At 59.0% G+C, this 17,048-nt stretch carries 14 protein-coding genes and 1 pseudogene; 6 read left to right on the forward strand and 9 right to left on the reverse strand.

The window, feature by feature from the left end; all coding sequences use genetic code 11:
• Positions 1–103: 103 nt before the first annotated feature.
• The 3 genes from RVM26_RS01690 (at position 104) to RVM26_RS01700 (ending at position 2,805) form a co-directional block, all read left to right on the forward strand.
• Positions 104–532, forward strand: coding sequence for a hypothetical protein (locus RVM26_RS01690; protein WP_498940435.1), 429 nt, complete (start codon positions 104–106; stop codon positions 530–532).
• A gap of 489 nt (positions 533–1,021) precedes the next feature.
• Positions 1,022–2,383: a group II intron reverse transcriptase/maturase gene (gene ltrA / locus RVM26_RS01695; protein WP_498940437.1), complete on the forward strand. Its 1,362-nt coding sequence runs from the start codon at positions 1,022–1,024 to the stop codon at positions 2,381–2,383.
• Between the two features lie 227 nt (positions 2,384–2,610).
• Positions 2,611–2,805, forward strand: a complete 195-nt coding sequence (locus RVM26_RS01700; protein ID WP_039175655.1) for a hypothetical protein — start codon at positions 2,611–2,613, stop codon at positions 2,803–2,805.
• Between the two features lie 49 nt (positions 2,806–2,854).
• Here the strand turns inward: RVM26_RS01700 and RVM26_RS01705 are convergent, their stop codons facing one another.
• The 5 genes from RVM26_RS01705 to RVM26_RS01725 form a co-directional block, all read right to left on the reverse strand.
• Positions 2,855–4,255, reverse strand: coding sequence for a sigma-54-dependent transcriptional regulator (locus RVM26_RS01705; RefSeq protein ID WP_498940438.1), 1,401 nt, complete (start codon positions 4,253–4,255; stop codon positions 2,855–2,857).
• An 11-nt stretch (positions 4,256–4,266) separates the two neighbouring features.
• The gene (locus RVM26_RS01710) at positions 4,267–5,712 is read right to left on the reverse strand and encodes a sensor histidine kinase (RefSeq protein ID WP_498940440.1); all 1,446 of its coding nucleotides are present in this window, start codon (positions 5,710–5,712) and stop codon (positions 4,267–4,269) included.
• Positions 5,713–5,748: 36 nt separating this feature from the next.
• Entirely contained in the window at positions 5,749–6,909 is a 1,161-nt protein-coding gene (locus tag RVM26_RS01715) for a PQQ-dependent sugar dehydrogenase (protein WP_284453652.1), read from the reverse strand.
• A gap of 104 nt (positions 6,910–7,013) precedes the next feature.
• Positions 7,014–7,889 (reverse strand): AEC family transporter, encoded by an 876-nt coding sequence (locus tag RVM26_RS01720; RefSeq protein WP_284453647.1) that lies wholly within the window; start codon positions 7,887–7,889, stop codon positions 7,014–7,016.
• Between the two features lie 68 nt (positions 7,890–7,957).
• Positions 7,958–8,881, reverse strand: a complete 924-nt coding sequence (locus RVM26_RS01725) for a LysR family transcriptional regulator (RefSeq protein WP_498940442.1) — start codon at positions 8,879–8,881, stop codon at positions 7,958–7,960.
• 191 nt (positions 8,882–9,072) lie between these two features.
• On the opposite strand from RVM26_RS01725, the gene RVM26_RS01730 reads away from it, so the two are divergent.
• Positions 9,073–11,031 carry a ligand-gated channel protein gene (locus tag RVM26_RS01730; protein ID WP_284453648.1) on the forward strand — a complete coding sequence of 653 codons (1,959 nt, stop codon included), beginning with the start codon at positions 9,073–9,075 and terminating at the stop codon, positions 11,029–11,031.
• On the opposite strand, the gene RVM26_RS01735 is transcribed toward RVM26_RS01730, so the two are convergent.
• The 4 genes and pseudogenes from RVM26_RS01735 to RVM26_RS01750 all read right to left on the reverse strand — a co-directional run.
• Positions 11,028–11,315, reverse strand: coding sequence for a hypothetical protein (locus tag RVM26_RS01735; protein ID WP_284453649.1), 288 nt, complete (start codon positions 11,313–11,315; stop codon positions 11,028–11,030). The genes RVM26_RS01730 and RVM26_RS01735 overlap by 4 nt on opposite strands.
• Positions 11,316–11,544: 229 nt before the next feature.
• A complete protein-coding gene (locus RVM26_RS01740; RefSeq protein WP_498940444.1) occupies positions 11,545–12,249 on the reverse strand; it encodes a TonB-dependent receptor domain-containing protein in 705 nt (234 codons plus the stop codon).
• Between the two features lie 27 nt (positions 12,250–12,276).
• Positions 12,277–13,314 (reverse strand): IS630 family transposase, encoded by a 1,038-nt coding sequence (locus RVM26_RS01745; RefSeq protein WP_287804249.1) that lies wholly within the window; start codon positions 13,312–13,314, stop codon positions 12,277–12,279.
• 39 nt (positions 13,315–13,353) lie between these two features.
• Positions 13,354–14,775 (reverse strand): annotated as a pseudogene (locus RVM26_RS01750) (TonB-dependent receptor domain-containing protein); the annotation flags it as partial.
• A 302-nt stretch (positions 14,776–15,077) separates the two neighbouring features.
• Here RVM26_RS01750 and RVM26_RS01755 point away from each other — a divergent pair.
• Together RVM26_RS01755 and RVM26_RS01760 are read left to right on the forward strand one after the other, a co-directional pair.
• The gene (locus tag RVM26_RS01755) at positions 15,078–16,013 is read left to right on the forward strand and encodes an ABC transporter substrate-binding protein (RefSeq protein ID WP_498940446.1); all 936 of its coding nucleotides are present in this window, start codon (positions 15,078–15,080) and stop codon (positions 16,011–16,013) included.
• 56 nt (positions 16,014–16,069) lie between these two features.
• A complete protein-coding gene (locus tag RVM26_RS01760; RefSeq protein ID WP_498940448.1) occupies positions 16,070–17,038 on the forward strand; it encodes a FecCD family ABC transporter permease in 969 nt (322 codons plus the stop codon).
• The last annotated feature ends 10 nt before the right edge of the window (positions 17,039–17,048 follow it).

The raw sequence follows: 17,048 nt of genomic DNA on the forward strand, positions 1-17,048 counted from the left end.
TATTTTTTCAATGTTGGCATGAAGTGTGAATGTACCTTTTTAGAAAAGCTTGGCAAGTGACGCAAGCACGTTACACGTTAGTCGAAATAAGGAGGCAATCTTTATGGATAAACAAGTGAGCCAATCGCGCAAGCGTCCACGCGTACTGACACTATGCATGCTCGCCGCCACGGTCAGCACACTGGCACTGGCAGGTTGTGGAAATGGTGAAGACGAGATGCCCCCGGCTCAGCAGCCTGAGACCATGGAACAGGGTGCGACCTCCGGCCAAGTGCCCAGCACTACCGAAGGCGATAGCATGATGGGCGAAGAGCCCGCTGCTCCAGCAGATCCCATGGCAGACGATCCCATGGCGGCTGACCCAGGCCTCGAGGGTGATGCGGCATCCACGCAGGAGCCCATGCCCGGCGAGACCACTGATATGACCGACCCGCAGGAAGAGCCTGGCTTTGGTGAAGGCACCGACCCGATGCCCGGCGCCAATGACGAAGCACCTGCAGACGACGAAGACGAGATGACCACGACCCAGTAACGTTTACCGCTCCCTACGATGCCAGGTCGCCCAGCTGTCTGTTCCCTGCGGCTGCTCCACACGGCCTGTCATCCTTTCACCCCCGCGCCCGCGGGGGTTTTTTGGTGCGCCCGGCACGGGCGCACTCCTGGAGGTGCAAGTCCTCCCGTGAGCTGGCCACAGCGAACGAAGCGAAGCGCAACTGCGGAAGGGCGACCGACCGTGGGGAGGAAGCGTGGAGCGTAAACCGTGAGCCGATGAACAAGAATCGGATACGAGGCACTGCCAAGCAGGGCGAGCGGGCCAAAAGTCGCGAAGTTCTTGTGGCCAAGGCGAGGCGGTGTAAATCCGGCGGTTGTGCGGTGAAGGAGTGTGTTCTTACCCGGGGAGATCTCGCCTCATGTCTGAAAGGGCGACGTGGCAACACGGAGCGAGAAGTCAGCAGAAGCCATAGTAGCTGCTTGGTCAGGGCGAAGGGCTGAACGAGAAGGAGCGTCAAACGCCTTGTCGATGAGCACTGTAACGCATCAGATGCCCGCGTCAGCGGGGCGGATCGCGGAACGGAAAGGTGAAGCCTTGCCGAATGCGCTCAGCGATGAAACAGGGCTCCCGCGGCGAGAACCGGAAGGCGCAGGGCGAAGCCTGCTTGAGCAGGCCTTCGCACGAGAGAATATGCAACGGGCATGGAAGCGCGTGAAGGCCAACAAGGGATCGGCAGGTGTGGACGGGCTGGATATTGCCCAAACCGCGGAACACCTGCGATGGGTGTGGCCGGAGCTTCGCCAGCAACTGCTGAGCGGCTCCTACCAACCACAACCCGTTCGTCGGGTCGGCATCCCGAAACCGGACGGCAGTGAGCGGGAACTGGGTATCCCCACCGTCACCGACCGTCTGATTCAACAGGCACTGCTGCAAGTGCTGCAACCTCTGATTGATCCCACCTTCAGCGAGCACAGCCACGGCTTCCGCCCGGGCCGCCGGGCCCACGATGCGGTGTTGGCTGCGCAACGCTATGCCCAACAGGGCCGCCACATCGTGGTGGATGTCGACCTGTCGAAGTTCTTCGACCGGGTTAACCACGACATCCTGATCGACCGCCTGAAGAAACGCATAAACGACCCCGGAGTCATCCGGCTGGTGCGTGCGTATCTCAACGCGGGCATCATGGATGGTGGCGTGGTCATGGATCGGCATAAGGGCACGCCGCAAGGCGGGCCGCTCTCGCCGTTACTGGCCAACGTTCTGCTGGACGAGGTGGATAAAGAGCTGGAACGTCGGGGGCACTGCTTCGCCCGTTACGCTGATGACTGCAACGTTTACGTTCGCAGTGAGAAGGCGGGAGAACGGGTGATGCGCCTGCTACGCCGGTGTTACAACAAACTGCGCTTGGTGATCAACGAATCCAAAAGTGCAGTCGCCAGCGTGTTCGGTCGCCAGTTCCTCGGCTATACCTTATGGCAAGGGAGGAACGCAGAGGTCCGACGCGCGGTATCCACCAAGGCGTTACAGGCGTTCAAGCTCCGGATCAGGCAACTGACCCGGGGGGCAGGTGGTCGCAGCATGGCACAGGTGGTGGAGAAGCTCCGCAGTTACCTGCTCGGCTGGAAAGGGTACTTCAGGCTGGCACAAACGCCACGCATCTGGCGATCACTGGATGAGTGGATACGTCGCCGCCTGAGAATGCTCCACCTCCGGCACTGGCGACGGGGCAAGACGATCTACCGGGAGCTGACCCGCTTAGGCGCGAGTTCCTGGGTTGCGGAATCCGTGGCGGCGCTGAGTCGTCGCTGGTGGCATAACAGTCGCTCTGCCATCCATAATGTGCTGACCATTGCCTACTTCGATCGGTTGGGAGTGCCGAGACTCTCGTGAAACCTCAACTTCTCGAACCGCCCGGTGCGGACCCGCATGCCGGGTGGTGTGGGAGGGGCGGAACTTATTGGTTCCCCCCTATCCCGATCATCCTGGCCAGTAGCCGCTAAAGTTAAACAGGCAGGAGGCGAACAAGCAGGTGTTTGGCCTGCCAAACGCATTCGACGATCTCGCTTTCCATGGGGGGCGTTTTTCACAAGAGATTTTCAAAAGGGAAGGAGCACGACATGAAGTCACCAAAGCACCAGCGTGTATATGCAATGTTGTTCAGTGCGCTCTTGATGACCGGGGTATTGGCGGGGTGTGGCGACAGCTCGCCGCCTAACGGAGAGCCCGAACCGGAAGAGCCCATGGGCAGTGGCCCCATGGCCAATGATGGCACCACCCCTGAAGAGACCCCGGGGGAAGGCGTGGATAATTAAGAGGCTTCAACGAGACCGCCCCCTGACATGGGGGCGGTTTCGTTATGGGTCACTCGTCGCTGTCTTCCAGGCGACGGTAGAGCGTTCGCCGCGCGATGCCCAGAACTTCCGCCGTACGGCGCTTGTTGCCGCCGGTGGCTTCCAGCACTTTGCGGATGTAGCGTTTCTCCACCTCTTCCAGACTGGGCCAGCGGGCCGGCGCAGGGGCCGGTGCCGAGGTGCCGGGCAATACTTCGCCACTCAAGGTCGGCGTGGGGTCGGCACTGTTTTGCTGATGAGCCTGGTCGCGTAGACGCTCGGGCAGGTCCTGATGCTTCAACAGGCCCTCCTCACTCAAGGTCACGGCCCGCATGATGGCGTTTTCCAGCTCGCGCACGTTGCCGGGGTAAGTGTAGTTGAGCAGGCTGTTGAGTGCTTCAGGCTCGATATGCTCCACCTGCTTGTGCTGAGACTCGGCGTGTTTGTCGATCAGCGCAAAGATCAGGTGTTCCACATCGGTGCCGCGCTCGCGCAGGGGAGGAATACGCAGCGAGAACGTTTCCAGACGATAAAACAGGTCGCTACGGAAGTTCTCCTGCTCGATCTCCTTTTCCAGGTTGCGGTGGGTGGCCGCAATGATGCGCACGTCCACCGGTTCCTCGCGCTCCCCGCCCACCGGGCGAACGGTCTTCTCTTGCAGAGCACGCAGCAGTTTGGCCTGCAGGTTGATCGGCATTTCACCAATTTCATCCAGGAACAGGCTGCCCCCCTGGGCGCTCTGGAACAGGCCCTTGCGGGCTTCGTTGGCGCCGGTGAAGGCGCCTTTGACATGGCCGAAAAACTCGCTTTCCATCAGGTCGGCGGGAATGCTGGCGCAGTTGACGGGCACAAAAGGCGCGTCGTGGCGGCTGCTCTCCTGATGAATGGCCCGCGCCAGCAGTTCCTTGCCGGTACCGCTTTCACCCAGAATGAGAATGGGGGCGTCGCTTTTGGCCAGCCGTGAGGCATCGTGGAACAGCGACTGCATCGCCGGGCTTTTGCCCACGATGCCATGGAATTGGCTCAACTCGGTATCGTGGGATAGCGAGAGGCGCTGGCGCTCCAGCACACGAAACACCGCTTCGCGAATCGCATCCAGATCCAGCGGCTTGGTCAGAAAATCGTCGGCCCCCAGCTTCAGGGCTTCCACGGCCTGGTCGATGGTGCCAAACGCGGTAATCACGATGATGCCCAGCTCGCTGCCGCTCTGGCGAAGCTGCTGCAAGAGCTGAATGCCGGTCATGCCTGGCAGCCGTACATCGGTGATCATCATCGCCACTGGGGTATGGCTAAGTAGCGCAATGGCTTCTTCGGCGCTGGCGACGCCTACGGTTTCATAGCCCGCATCGTGAAGCTCCTCTTCCAATAACTCACGTATAGCGGCGTCATCTTCCACCACCAAAAGCGGTAACAGGTGTTCCTGATGGGTCACAAGCGTTGTCCTCAAGCGGATGCGGTGTCACAAAGGGGCAGCGTGATCTCGAAGCCAGCACCACCCAGGGTGCTGTCAAAAACGCCAATCGTCCCGCCGTGGTCGTTGATAATGCGGTGTACCATGGACAGCCCCAGGCCACTGCCTTGCCCCACCGGCTTGGTGGTGAAAAAGGGGTCGAACACTTGATGATGATGCGAAGTCGGTATGCCTGACCCGTTATCTTCGACCCATACCGTAAGCTCGTCGCTGTGCGACTGGGCGCGAACACGAATATGGCTAACGTCCGGGGCTTGGGCGGCGTTGCGTAATAAGTTGGTCAGCACCTGCACAATTTGTTGACCGTTAACTAATAAATGGGGGGGAGGGGACGGAAGATCAATATCCAGGCGAATATTTCTTGGCTCCAGCTCTTCCTCGACCAGCTCGCTGGCACTCAGGATAAGCTGGTCGAGCGCCTGATTTCCTTTCTCTACGTTATGTTGTCGGCCCAATTCCATCAATTGGCGCACGATTTCGACGATACGCTCCACTTCGCCGCGTATTCTGCCCAGTCGGGCGCGCTCATCGTCGCCGATGGTGTCCCGGCGTGCCAGGCGCTGGGCCTGGCCGTTGATGACGGTGAGCGGGGCACCGATTTCATGGGCGACACCCGCTGCCAGTACGCCCAGCTCGGCCAGCTTCTTGGATTTGCGCAGGCGCTTTTCCAGCTCGATCTCGCGGCGCTGACGATCCTCGATATCGCGGTCCTTCTCGGCCATGGCGTCCAGCATGCCGTTCAGGCCTGAGGCCAGCCGACGGTATTCGGTAGGGCCATCAGCCGTGGCCCGTTGGCTGCGGTCGCCATCTTCTACCAGCAGCATGACGTGCAGCAGCCGGTTCAGGGGGCGCTCGATGTAGCGACGGAAGCCCCACCAGATACTGAACACGATGCCCGCCGCACCGATCACGAAGACCAGCACGGCCACGATGCTGATGAACCCGGTGTAGTTTTCGATACCGGTATTCAGGCGGTTGACCTGCAGCACGCCCTGTACGCTGCCATCCTGGGTACGCAGCGGGATCAGTGCCGAGTAGTAGGTCCAGCCCTCCTGCTGGCGATAGTTGCTGTAGAGGTCGTCGCGTTCGATGACTTTCCGGATCTCTTCAGGGGTGAACAGGTCCTTGCCCAGCCCCAGGCCGTATACCTCGCGCCCATGGGTGTCGAACACATAGGCACCGTAGATACGGTGAAACGAGAAGGCCGACTGCAGGGCCTCCTCCAGGGGGGTGGCGCTGTCGCGGGCCACCGCGTAACTCAGCGACGTGCTCAGCGCCCGGGTGATGATCTCCACCTCGGTTTGCAGCTTGGAGCGTACGTTGTCTTCCAGCGATTTGATCGCCACCAGACTAAACACCACCAGGATCACGAAGAGCGGCACGATGACCGTTAAGATGATGAGGTTACGTAATCGCATCGTGCTTCCTGGTGGTGTCTCGGGAGTCGAACAAGGTTAGCGCTGTGTGGGCGTCAAGCGATAAAGGCTGCCTTGGCCGCCATCGGTTAGCAAATAAATCGCTTCATCTGGCCCTTGGCGCACATCGCGAATACGGCCGATCTCACCTTCTAAAATCAGCTCTTCACCGGCCACTTGACCCTCTTCAAGGGTAAGGCGCAGCAGCTTTTGGCTGCCCAGACCACCCGCCAGCAGGCTTCCTTGCCAGGGCTCAAAGGCATCGCTAGTCACCTCGGCAAGACCTGAGGGGGCAAAGCGCCCATCAAAGCGATACACCGGGTCAACCATGCCAGGCTTAGATTCAACGCCTATCGGTTCGTTGGTGCTGTAGTCATTGCCTAAACTCACCTCCGGCCAGCCGTAGTTATTGCCAGGCACAATCTGATTCAGCTCATCACCCGTTCGCGGGCCATGCTCGGTGGCCCAAGGTTCACCATTGCTGAGAACGGTCATGCCCTGAATGTTGCGATTGCCCATGGTGTAAATTTCATCCAGTGTATCGTCGTCATCCACAAAGGGATTATCGCCAGGGGCCTCTCCGGTCTCGGTGAGCCGAATGGTAGAGCCTGCGTGGTCATCGCTGGCCTGAGCGCGAGAAGGGTCTACGCCGCGGTCTCCGATGCTCATCAGCAGCGTGCCATCTTTAAGCCATGCCAAACGGGAGCCGTAGTGTCGGCCGGGAGAGGAGGCGCGATCCTGCTCGAAAAGATGCTCAACGTCGCCTAACGAATCCCCTTTCCACTTAACGCGGGAGAGCGCTGAACGGCTGTTATCGCCCTCAGGCTTGCTCCAAGTAAAGTAGATCCAATCGTGCTCGCCATCGCCAAACTCAGGGTGCAGCGCCACATCCAGCAGGCCACCTTGGTTGTTCTGGCTCACTTGGGGCATGCCTTCAAGCACTTGCGTTTGCCCGTCAGAGTCAGCGAGATTTAACTCACCGCTGCGCTCGCTCACCAAGTAGCGACCATCGGGAAGAAACGCCACCGCCCACGGGTTCGCAAAGCCATTGGCCACGCGCTCAATGGTAATAGCGAAGTGGTCGGTTTCCAGGGCATCATGAACCACCTCTGCCTGGGCAGTGCTGGCAAGCATCAGCCCCACCAGGGAAGGAGCCACCCAGCGTTTAGCCTGTAAACGTAGCGAGCGGTGTGGGGTCATCAACGGCGTAGCGTATCGAGTTGGCATCGAGTGTCCTCTGTTAGCGCTGGATCAGAGTCTAAGTCTAGCAGTGACTGCCGTAAGCGGCCGGGGGTTCCCCGGCGCTACATCAACAGTGCCAACAGTATCGGTAAATATATTAGCGCCATGAGCGTTGAGCAGAAGACTAAACTGGCCACATAAGCGGGTTCGCGCCGGGCGCGCTGGGCAAACAGATAGTTGAATACCGCCACGGGCATGCACATTTGCACCACCAAAATGCTCTGCGCCAGCGGCGGTAAGCCAAGCCAACCAGAAATAAACCAAGCGGCAGCGGCGGCCAGAGGGATACGGATCAAGCTAAAGCCAACCCCTGAGCGTAAGCTTTCCACCTGAATACTAGCGAGCGATACACCGAGGGTGATGAGCATCAGCGGTACTGTGAACCCAGACATTAAATCAACGGTGTTGGCCATCCATAGCGGGAGCGGCGTGTCGGTCAACAGCAGGGTCATGGAAATTAAGATGGCATAAACCGTGGGGGTTTTAATCAGCGTTTTAATCGGGTTTCCGCTACTGCTGAGCACGGCTCCTAAGGTGAACTGAAACAGCGATACCGTCACCATCACCGTAATACCGTAAGCAAAACCTGCGCTGCCGAAAGCGTAAAGCACGACAGGCAGCCCCATATTACCCGTGTTGGGATACATCATCGGCGCGATCAGTACCCGCCAATCTCGACGCAGCAGTTTGGCCACGGCAAAGCTGGCTGCCCCCATGCTGATAATGACCAGCGCGGTGGCCAGCATCATCTGCCCAAAGGTGCCGGCATCAATGTTGGCACCAGAGAGCGACGCCAGTACCAACGCAGGGGTACCAATGTTGAATACCAAACGCGTAATAAAATCGACGGGGTAGGGTTGCCCTAAGCGTACCCATAAAAAACCCAGCCCGGCACCGGCCAGCACTGGCGCCATGACGGCGAAGAGTTCAGCGAGCATTAACGTTCCTTGACGATCATCGGCCGCCTATTGTGGGTAATTAGGCGGCTAACTGGCAAGGCGAATTGCTAATGGGCGTAAACGGCGTTTGCGTGGGTTTGCCACTCGTTAGGCACCTGGTCACGCAGAAAGTCCAGCAGCGCGTTGACCCGGCGTGAGTGATGCCCATAGGCATACAGCAGCGTCACGGGTAAGGGGGCGGGCTCCCAGCCGGGCAGGCAGTTGACCAAATCGCCAGGGTGGTGGCGTTCGCGTTTCTCGACCACCCAGTGGGGCAGCAGGCCGATCCCTTGGCCATAGGCAATGGCATCGATGTGCAACGCCGTGAGATCTACCCGGAGCCGCGAGCGGGGCGCGTTGAACAGGTAGTCGGCGTGTTCGGGGTGATGCAGCAGCAGGCCGCTAGAGGCAGTATCCAACAAGTCGATCCAGGCATGCGCATCCAGCTCTTGGGGGTGTTGCGGTGTTCCCGCGTGGGCCAGATAGTGTGGGTTGGCGTAGAGGCCGCGGGTGAGGTGGCCCAAGCGCTCTTGATTCAGCCCACACTCATGGGTAGCGCCTAGCCAGATATGCACGCTATTGCTGTGCATTTTACTAGGCGGCGTTTCCCGGGTGTGCAAGGTCAGCTCGACCTTGGGGTAGCGGGTCAGAAACGCATCCACGACGCCCGCCATCCAGCCCCGGGCCAGGGCGCCATGCACTTCCAGGGTGACCTTGCCGCTGATCTCTTCACGCAGCTCGGCCAGCGCCTCTTGGCTATGGGCCGCCATGGCCAGCAGCTCGTTACAGTAGCTCTGGAACAGCAGCCCCGCTTCGGTCGGGATCAAGCGATTGGCTTGGCGCCGCAGCAGCGGCTGGTTCAGGCGGGCTTCCAGTTGGCTGATGCGACGGCTCAGGGTGGACTTGGCCAGCCCCAGCTTCTGGGCGCTGCGGGTCAGGCTACCCGTCGACATCACATCGGCAAATGCGGCAAGTTCATCGAAATCGTACATGGCACGGCCACCGAGCTGAGTCATGGAGCGAATAGTGTGCCATTTATTTTGATGAATGAAAATAATTTATATTTGTGTTCCGATTTGTTGAACGCACCGTCCCGCCTCTTTGTGCAAAGAGTATGCAAAAATACAAATGCTAATAATTCGTATTTAAGTATGAGTGCTCTTTCAATTCAAAGGAACCCGCTATGTCTTTACGTTTGCGCCGTACGCTGCTGGCCAGCGCTATCTCATCTCTCGCCTGCGGGGCAGTTGCGGCTCAAGAAACGCCTCAGCTCAACGATATCGTGGTCACCGCTTCTGGCTTTGAGCAGCAAATTAGCAGTGCGCCCGCCTCAATCAGCGTCATCTCCCGTGAAGAGCTGGAGCGTGGTCACTATCAAAACGTCACCGATGCGCTGCGGGATGTCCCCGGCGTGGTAGTGACTGGAGGCGGGGCAGGCGATAACGGCAATGACATCTCCATTCGCGGTATGCCTTCCCAATACACGCTGATTCTGGTGGATGGCCGCCCACAAAACTCCCGCGAATCACGCCCCAACGGCAGCGCAGGCTTCGAACAGGATTGGCTGCCGCCGCTGCAAGCCATCGAGCGTATCGAGGTGGTGCGCGGGCCGATGTCAACGCTATACGGCTCCGATGCCATCGGCGGGGTGATCAACGTGATTACCCGCAAGGTAGCGGATACCTGGCACGGCAATATCCAGCTCGATACCGTGCTGCAGGAAGACAGCGCCTCCGGCGACAGCCGCCAAGCCAACTTCTACCTAAGCGGGCCGCTGGTGGCGGATCGTTTAGGCCTGCAGCTGTATGGCCGCACCTCAGAACGCGACGAAGACGATATTGAAAACGGCTACGAAGAGAAGAGCTTGCAAAGCCTGACCGCACGGCTAAGCCTGGCCGCCAGCGATAACCACGACTTTACTGCAGAGGCGGGGATCACCGAGCAGGATCGCCGCTCGCTGGTTGGGCGCTCGGCGCCTGCGGAAGGGTGCCGTGGCGGCTGCACCGACAGTATCGGTGAATACACCAATAGCCATGTAGCGCTGACCCATAGCGGCCGCTTCGAGTGGGGCACCAGCGAAACCTTCGTACAGCGTGAGCGCAGCGAAAACCAATCGCGGGATATCGAGATTACCAACACCACCGCGAAAACCAGCGCAGTGATTCCCTTGGGTATGCACATGCTCACCGTCGGCGCGAGCTGGGAAGAGGAGTCGCTGGAGGATGGCACCACCAACCAAATCTCCGACCGTACGGCGGTTGAAAACAGCCAGTGGGCGCTGTTTATGGAAGATGAGTGGATGCTGACAGACGCCTGGGCACTGACCGGCGGGTTGCGCTTGGACGATGACGACAACTACGGCAGCCATCTGAGCCCGCGCCTTTACAGCGTATGGAACATGACGCCGGAATGGACGCTGAAAGGCGGCGTATCCACCGGCTACCGTTCCCCCAACCTGCGGGAAATTACCCCGGACTGGGGGCAGATCAGCCGTGGCGGTAATGTTTATGGCAACCCTGACCTTGAGCCGGAAACCTCGCTCAATAAAGAGATTGCCCTGCTGTACGGCAACGACGCAGGCCTGAACGGCAGCCTGACGCTGTTCCATAACGATTTCGAGGACAAAATCACCCGTATCGCCTGCCCGATCGATATTTGCAATGCAGGCCCGAACCAGTTCGGCAGTGACCCCACGTACCGGGTCAATATCGACGATGCAGTGACCCAAGGGGTCGAGGCCAGTCTGAGCGCACCGTTGAGCGATACGCTGGCGCTGACCGCCAGCTACACCTTCACCGATTCCGAACAGAAAAGCGGTGAGTACGCCGGCGAGCCACTGACCCAGCTGCCCCGTCACCAAGTGTCGGCCACGTTAGATTGGGATGTGAACGCACGGCTTAGCCAGTGGACCAAAGTGAGCTACCGGGGCGAGGAGAGCCAGCCCACCACCGGGCCGTCGCAAAGCTCGATTGTCGCACCGTCTTACACCTTTGTGGATGCGGGTATTGGCTATCAGCTCAACGATAGCACCACGGTGAATGCCGGTATCTACAACCTGTTTGATGAGCGCATCACCTACGACGAATACGGCTATGTGGATGACGGCCGCCGGTTGTGGCTTGGCCTGAACGTCGCTTTCTAAAAACGTTGCTTTCTAAACATACTGTTAGTAGGCAATAGACGCGGCCACCGATGGGTGGCCGCGCTTTTTATGCCCGCGACCAGCCCGGCCACTGATGAGGAGAGCAGCGCATCCTCCAGGGAGTTCACCGTGCCGACCAGGTTAAGCTCTTGATAGATCGGCTCCCCGTTGACGCTGGCCAGTTCCACCCGTGGGGCCGATTGTGCCTGCGCGGTGCTGGCGAAGAGTGAGAAGGCCAGTAGCAGTACAAAGGGGAGTGGGCGGGCAAGTGAAGGCACCGTCATAACAGGCTGTTTCCTAACATGAGTGAAAGGTGGTAAATGCGAAGGCGAGTAAAAGGCGCTGCTCATACTACCCAAGCGAGTGCGTTGACATATAGTAAAACCATGAATTGTCGCCATAGAGGGAAGCTACTGCTGAGGTGATCCACAAAAAGCATAAAAAAGCCCCGGTGCGAAGCCGGGGCAGCAAGTGAGCATTGAAACAGTAAGCAGAAACTACATGGGCGTCTGTTTAGAACTCATAGCGAGCAGAGAGCCACAAGCGGCGACCCTCTTCGCTGTTGGCGTAAACGTTGCCAAAGCTAGTGCCATCGCCGTAGGCGCGGTAGTCGACAAAGTCTTTATCAAATAAGTTGTAGAGGGTGGCGCTGACGTTAAATTGGTCAGTAAACGCATAGCTGCCGCCTAGGTGAAACAGCGAGTAGGCTTTGAAATCCCCCAGGTCAGCGAAGGAGGGCGCGCCCCTAACACGTTCACGGTTGCGATAACGCTCGCTGCGGTACTCGGCAGAGAACCAAGTATCTAGCTTCGGTGTCGCCTGCCAACGCAGCGTGGCGTTCAGCGCGTGTTCGGGCGTATCAGTTAGCGGTTCGCCACGGTTATTGCCGCTTTTCTGCTCGCTATCGGTGTAGGTGTAATTAGCGGATAAGCGCCAATCGGGGGTGAATTGATAGCTGGTGGAGAGCTCAACCCCCTGGGTCACCGCTTCATCGATATTCACGTCCTGGCTATACATGCCATCCGGGATAAGCGGGTCGTTTTCAATCAGGATATCGTTGCCGCTGGCAATTTTATCGTCGAACTGGTTGTAGAACAGCGTCGCGCTGGCGGTAAAGCCTGTTTGGCTATCGTAGTGCGCGCCGATTTCGCTGCTGGTGCTGGTTTCCGGCTCAAGGTCCGGGTTGCCGATCGTCAGGATCGTGCCCTGGCCGGTCACCCCGTTATTAACCCGGCAATAAAATAGCTATGATGCGGCGTATCGAATTGACGGGGCTTTGAAGTATTTCGCGACTCGCCTCGGGAGCTTCTGAAGCTTCCGAAGGTGAGACATCGCCTTCCTCTTCAGCTGGTCTCTGCTGCGCGCCGGAGTACCGCTATGCACGCCGGCTTTGAGGTCGCAGTTCAGATACTCATCGGGGTTCAATTCCGGCGAGTAGGGTGGAAGGTAGAACACTTCAATCTCATCCCGATGCTCCGCCAGCCAGGCCTTGACGATCTTGGCGTGATGGACCTTGAGGTTGTCCAGGATCAGGAAGACCTTCCGCTTGGCATCACGAATCAAGCGCTTCATGAAGTCGATCAGAATTTGCGCATTCATGGTGCCGTCGAAAAACCGGAACCGTACCTTGCCCTGGTTAGTGACGGCGGAAATGAGATTGATCGTCGCTCTTCTCGCATTGAGCCGGAGGATGGGGGTGACGCCTTGAGGTGAGTAGCCACGCACATGCTGGCTATCGCTACGCAACCCGGTCTCATCGCCCCAGTAAATCTCGGCATCTTCGGCCTTGGCTCGGGCATGAATGGTTGGGTAGTCCTCCTCCAGCCAGCGCTTTACTTCGGCTGGACGCTGCTCATAGGCCTGCTTCTTGGGCTTCTGAACAGTGAACCCCCAGCGTTTCAGATATTCGCCAATGGTGCGAATTGGCACCCACTTCCCGGTTTCCAGCTTGATCAACTCCTGTACGGCCTTGCGTGTCCACAGGGCATACTGAAGCTTCAACTGGTCAGGTGTCTTGTCGACCAACATGGCCTGGAGTCGACTTTCTTCATCAGGGGTGAGCTGGCGGCCAGAGCCCTCTCTTCGCCCACGAACCTGGGCGAGCAAGGCCTTTAGACCGCCTTCACGGTATTTCGTAAGCCACCGGCCGACGGTGAGAGGGTGAACGCCAACCTCCTTGGCGATCTCTTTGTTCTTCATCCCACGCTTGGAAAGGCGAACCGCAAGTTTTCGCTTTTCTTCCTGAGCGGCGGGATGGAGTGTGCGAGCATCTTCTCTGTTCATGCCGGCATTATAGCATATCTATTTGGATGCCGGGTTAATAATACCCGAGTGAAGGTCATTCAGGGTCGGGGTCTTGTAGCCACGGCTCACGCCGCCTTTTAGCGTCCAGTTCGGCGTGGTGTTCCAGACTAAATAGCTACGGGGGCTGAACTGGCTGCCAAACGCATCGTGATGGTCGTAGCGGCCGCCCAGCGTCAGCGCGAGATCATCACGCAGCATCCACTCGTCTTCCGCAAAGAGCGACCAGGTGGTTTGCTCGAAAGTCTCATTGGCCAAGCCATCATCCAACTCAGCATCCCACCACTGTAGGCCAACAGTGGTCATGTGGTTACCCAGCGGCATAATAAACTTGCTATCCAGTACCGTATTGGTGGTTTCCAGCTTACGCGGGGCACCGCCAATAATGCTGGGGAAGCCCTCATAAGCAACACCCTCTTCTCCGGGAATGGTGCGTCCGGTAGTTTCCGTGGTGTTACGCATCAGGCTCGATTCCAGCGTGCCAGAGGCGAAACGCCCAGTATGGCCGATAGCCACCTGTTCCCGCTCAAAACGCAGCTCGTCGGCATAGCCGTTTGCCGCGCCAGGGTTGGGCGCACAGCTGCGGGTACGGCCGTCCAACGTGCCGAGTTGGCACTCGTCGTTGTTGTAGCGCTGGCGGTTCACTTCCCCATCCAGCCAAAGGTCGTGGCTGTCGTTAGGCGTCCAGGTTAGTTTGCCGCCCAGGTTGTACACATCGCCCTCTACCGGGCTAGGGCCGCGCTGGCTTACCTCAACCGGGTTGCCGTTAGCGTCGGTGTAGACAAGCTCTGATGCGTCACGCTCATAAAAACGCCCGCGCAGTTGAACGCCCAGCGTGTCCTCTACCAGCGGGCCGCTGGTGTAGAGGTTAATTTCACGGCGGTCGCCAAAGTCACGATCTTCATTAAAGGTACTCTCGACGCCGACCGAGCCAACCCATTCGCGGTCTACTCGGCGGGTAATAATGTTGATCACGCCGCCCATGGCATCTGAACCGTATAGGGTGGACATCGGCCCGCGAATTACCTCAATACGTTCAATGCTGGAGACCGGCGGGAAGAAGCTGGTCGAGGTTTCACCAAAACCGTTAGGCGTGACGCTTCCAGCCGCATTTTGGCGGCGGCCATCAATCAGGATTAGCGTGTAGTCGCTGGGCATACCGCGAATGCTGATATTGCTGCCACCGGTTTTGCCCACTTGTCCGCCAACATCGACTCCTTCTACATTACGCAGTGCATCAGCCACGCTGGTAATGCGTTCGCGCTGAAGCTCTTCTCTGGAAATAACCGAGATACTCGCCGGAGCATCCACCATTGCCTGCTCAAACCCACTGGCAGAGACAACAATGTTATCCAGTTGCGCTGATTCTTGCGCATTAGCCACCGAGGCAGTAACGCTGAGCGCGATGGCGCTCGCGAGGGCGGTGCGAGTAAAGCGTGGCATGGCGATCCCCTGATATGAGTCTTGTTTGCTAATGAAACTGATTATCAAATGAGCGGCAGGTTCTAAGAAGAAAAGTTCCCACTTGCGAGATGGTTTTATCGAACAATGCGTTGCTAGTAGTGGAACGGTCGCTGGCAGAGATTCTGACCTGCCCATGGCGTTAGAAGCGCCATGTGCCGTTCCACCCAGCGTTGCAGGACATGCAACGGGAGATTCGTTGGAATATAGGTGCAAGTGTTTTTGAGAATCGTTATTATCAGTGACGAGGATTATTTAGGCATAGCGTTTCACCGGAGAGTCATATGCGACACACGTTACTGCAGCGCGGTTTACTGGGAATGTTGATGGGCGGTTTGCTGGTGGGTACTGCCCAAGCGCGCACCTTGGAGACGGCCTACGGCGACGTGGAGGTTACTGATAACCCGGTGCGTGTCGTCACGCTGTATGAAGGCGCGCTGGATGCCGCGCTGGCGGCGGGCGTGACGCCGATAGGGGCCGTCACCACCCGTGGCGGTGATAACGTGGCGCAATACGTTACTGACTACCTGAATGCCCACGAGCTTGCGCACCCCGAGATTGTGGGCGTCGTGCGGGAAATCAATATCGAAGCCGTGTTGGCCCAGCAGCCGGATCTGATTCTGGCCGCGGCCCAACTGCCGGAGGAGCAGTACCAGCTTTTGTCACAAATCGCCCCCACCGTGGTACCTCCCACACAGCCACTGGCAGCCGATAACTGGGAAGCCGAAGCGCGCCTATTCGGCCAGGCTTTGAACCAGGAAGAGGCCATTGACGAAGCGATCAGCGCCGTCGATCAGCGGGTCGACGCGATGGCAGAGGCGGTGGCTGACGCCGACGTAGGCGACAACGCCTACCTAGTGCGCTGGATGCCCGGTGGCCCTATGGTGATGTCGGAAAACCTGATTGCCACCGGCCTGTTAGAGCGCGTCGGCCTGGATGTTCAAGGCGGCGAGCTGATCGGTGAACGGGGCGTGCACAGCGACGTATTAAGCCTAGAAAACCTCTCTCAAGTAGACGGCGACTGGCTGTTTTTAGCCACGCTAAATGATGACGGCCAAGCCGCGTTAGATAGCGCCAAACAGAGCCCCGCCTTCAACCGCTTGAACGTGGTACAGAACGAACGAGTGGTGCCGGTAAATGGCCAGCTCTGGAGCAGCGCCAACGGCCCGCTGGCGGCCCAGGCGATTCTGGATGACATCGAGAATGCCTTGTTGCCGTGATGCTACTTACCAAGGCAGGGAGTAGCGCCAGGTGGCGCTGTTCATCTCGACACTGGATGCTGATTCTGCTCACCGCCCTTGTGGCGGTGAGCGTCGTTAGTTTGTTGATAGGCGCAGGCAGCGTTGGCCCCCGCCAAGTGCTGGGGCTGCTAAGCGGTAGTGATCACGCGGAAGCGCGTTTTATCGTCTGGGAGCTGCGCGCCCCTCGCACGCTAATTGGTATTGCCGTTGGCGTTGCGCTGGGCGTAGCGGGGGCGCTGCTGCAAGCGGTTTCACGCAACCCGCTGGCCGAGCCGGGCTTGTTGGGCGTGAGCGCTGGCGCTGCGTTTGCTGTTTCCCTGGCGCTGGTATTAGGGGCCAGCGCGTCCACTTTACGCATTCCCGTGGCCCAGTTAGGGGCGCTGATCGGCTGCGTGTGCGTGCTCGGCGTGGCGCGGCTGCGCGGTGTGGGGAGCGACCCGGTGCGCTTGGTGCTGGCCGGTGCCGCGTTTTCGGGGCTGCTTGGTTCGCTTAGTGCACTGATGTTGCTCTACGACCAGCGTGCCGCCGATGAGATTCGCTTTTGGGTGGTGGGCAGCTTGGCCGGTAGGCGGCTAGACGATTTATGGGCCGTACTGCCCAGCCTGCTGGTCGCAGGGGTGGGCGTTGTATTGATTGCCCGGCCGCTGGCCGCGCTGGCGCTAGGGGAGCGGGCCGCCAGCGGTTTAGGGCACCACCCTGGGCTGATTCGCTGGCTGGCGGTGGGCTGCGTGGCGCTATTAGTCGGCGCGGCCACCGCTATTGCCGGGCCGATTGCGTTTGTGGGGCTGGTGGTGCCTTTTGTGGCGCGGGCCATCGCCGGGCCGGATATTCGCCGCACGCTCTGGTTCTGTCTGCCCATTGGCCCACTGATCGTGCTTACCGCCGATATTATCTCCCGTGTCGTCGTTGCTCCCTCCGAGCTGCCCTTGGGCGTACTCACCGCGCTATGCGGTGCGCCGGTGCTGATTGCGGTGGTGCGGGCCAAGCGCCTGCCGATGCTCTAACGCACTCTCT

The organism is Halomonas sp. KM072 (genome assembly GCF_050710315.1).
Classification (GTDB): domain Bacteria; phylum Pseudomonadota; class Gammaproteobacteria; order Pseudomonadales; family Halomonadaceae; genus Vreelandella; species Vreelandella hamiltonii.

Bases quoted from the DNA above. Each gene is read 5' to 3' on its own strand.
- RVM26_RS01690 (WP_498940435.1), top strand. From the start codon at position 104: ATGGATAAACAAGTGAGCCAATCGCGCAAGCGTCCACGCGTACTGACA.
- ltrA (WP_498940437.1), top strand. From the start codon at position 1,022: ATGAGCACTGTAACGCATCAGATGCCCGCGTCAGCGGGGCGGATCGCG.
- RVM26_RS01700 (WP_039175655.1), top strand. From the start codon at position 2,611: ATGAAGTCACCAAAGCACCAGCGTGTATATGCAATGTTGTTCAGTGCG.
- RVM26_RS01710 (WP_498940440.1), bottom strand. From the start codon at position 5,712: ATGCGATTACGTAACCTCATCATCTTAACGGTCATCGTGCCGCTCTTC.
- RVM26_RS01715 (WP_284453652.1), bottom strand. From the start codon at position 6,909: ATGACCCCACACCGCTCGCTACGTTTACAGGCTAAACGCTGGGTGGCT.
- RVM26_RS01720 (WP_284453647.1), bottom strand. From the start codon at position 7,889: ATGCTCGCTGAACTCTTCGCCGTCATGGCGCCAGTGCTGGCCGGTGCC.
- RVM26_RS01725 (WP_498940442.1), bottom strand. From the start codon at position 8,881: ATGTACGATTTCGATGAACTTGCCGCATTTGCCGATGTGATGTCGACG.
- RVM26_RS01730 (WP_284453648.1), top strand. From the start codon at position 9,073: ATGTCTTTACGTTTGCGCCGTACGCTGCTGGCCAGCGCTATCTCATCT.
- RVM26_RS01735 (WP_284453649.1), bottom strand. From the start codon at position 11,315: ATGACGGTGCCTTCACTTGCCCGCCCACTCCCCTTTGTACTGCTACTG.
- RVM26_RS01745 (WP_287804249.1), bottom strand. From the start codon at position 13,314: ATGAACAGAGAAGATGCTCGCACACTCCATCCCGCCGCTCAGGAAGAA.
- RVM26_RS01755 (WP_498940446.1), top strand. From the start codon at position 15,078: ATGCGACACACGTTACTGCAGCGCGGTTTACTGGGAATGTTGATGGGC.
- RVM26_RS01760 (WP_498940448.1), top strand. From the start codon at position 16,070: ATGCTGATTCTGCTCACCGCCCTTGTGGCGGTGAGCGTCGTTAGTTTG.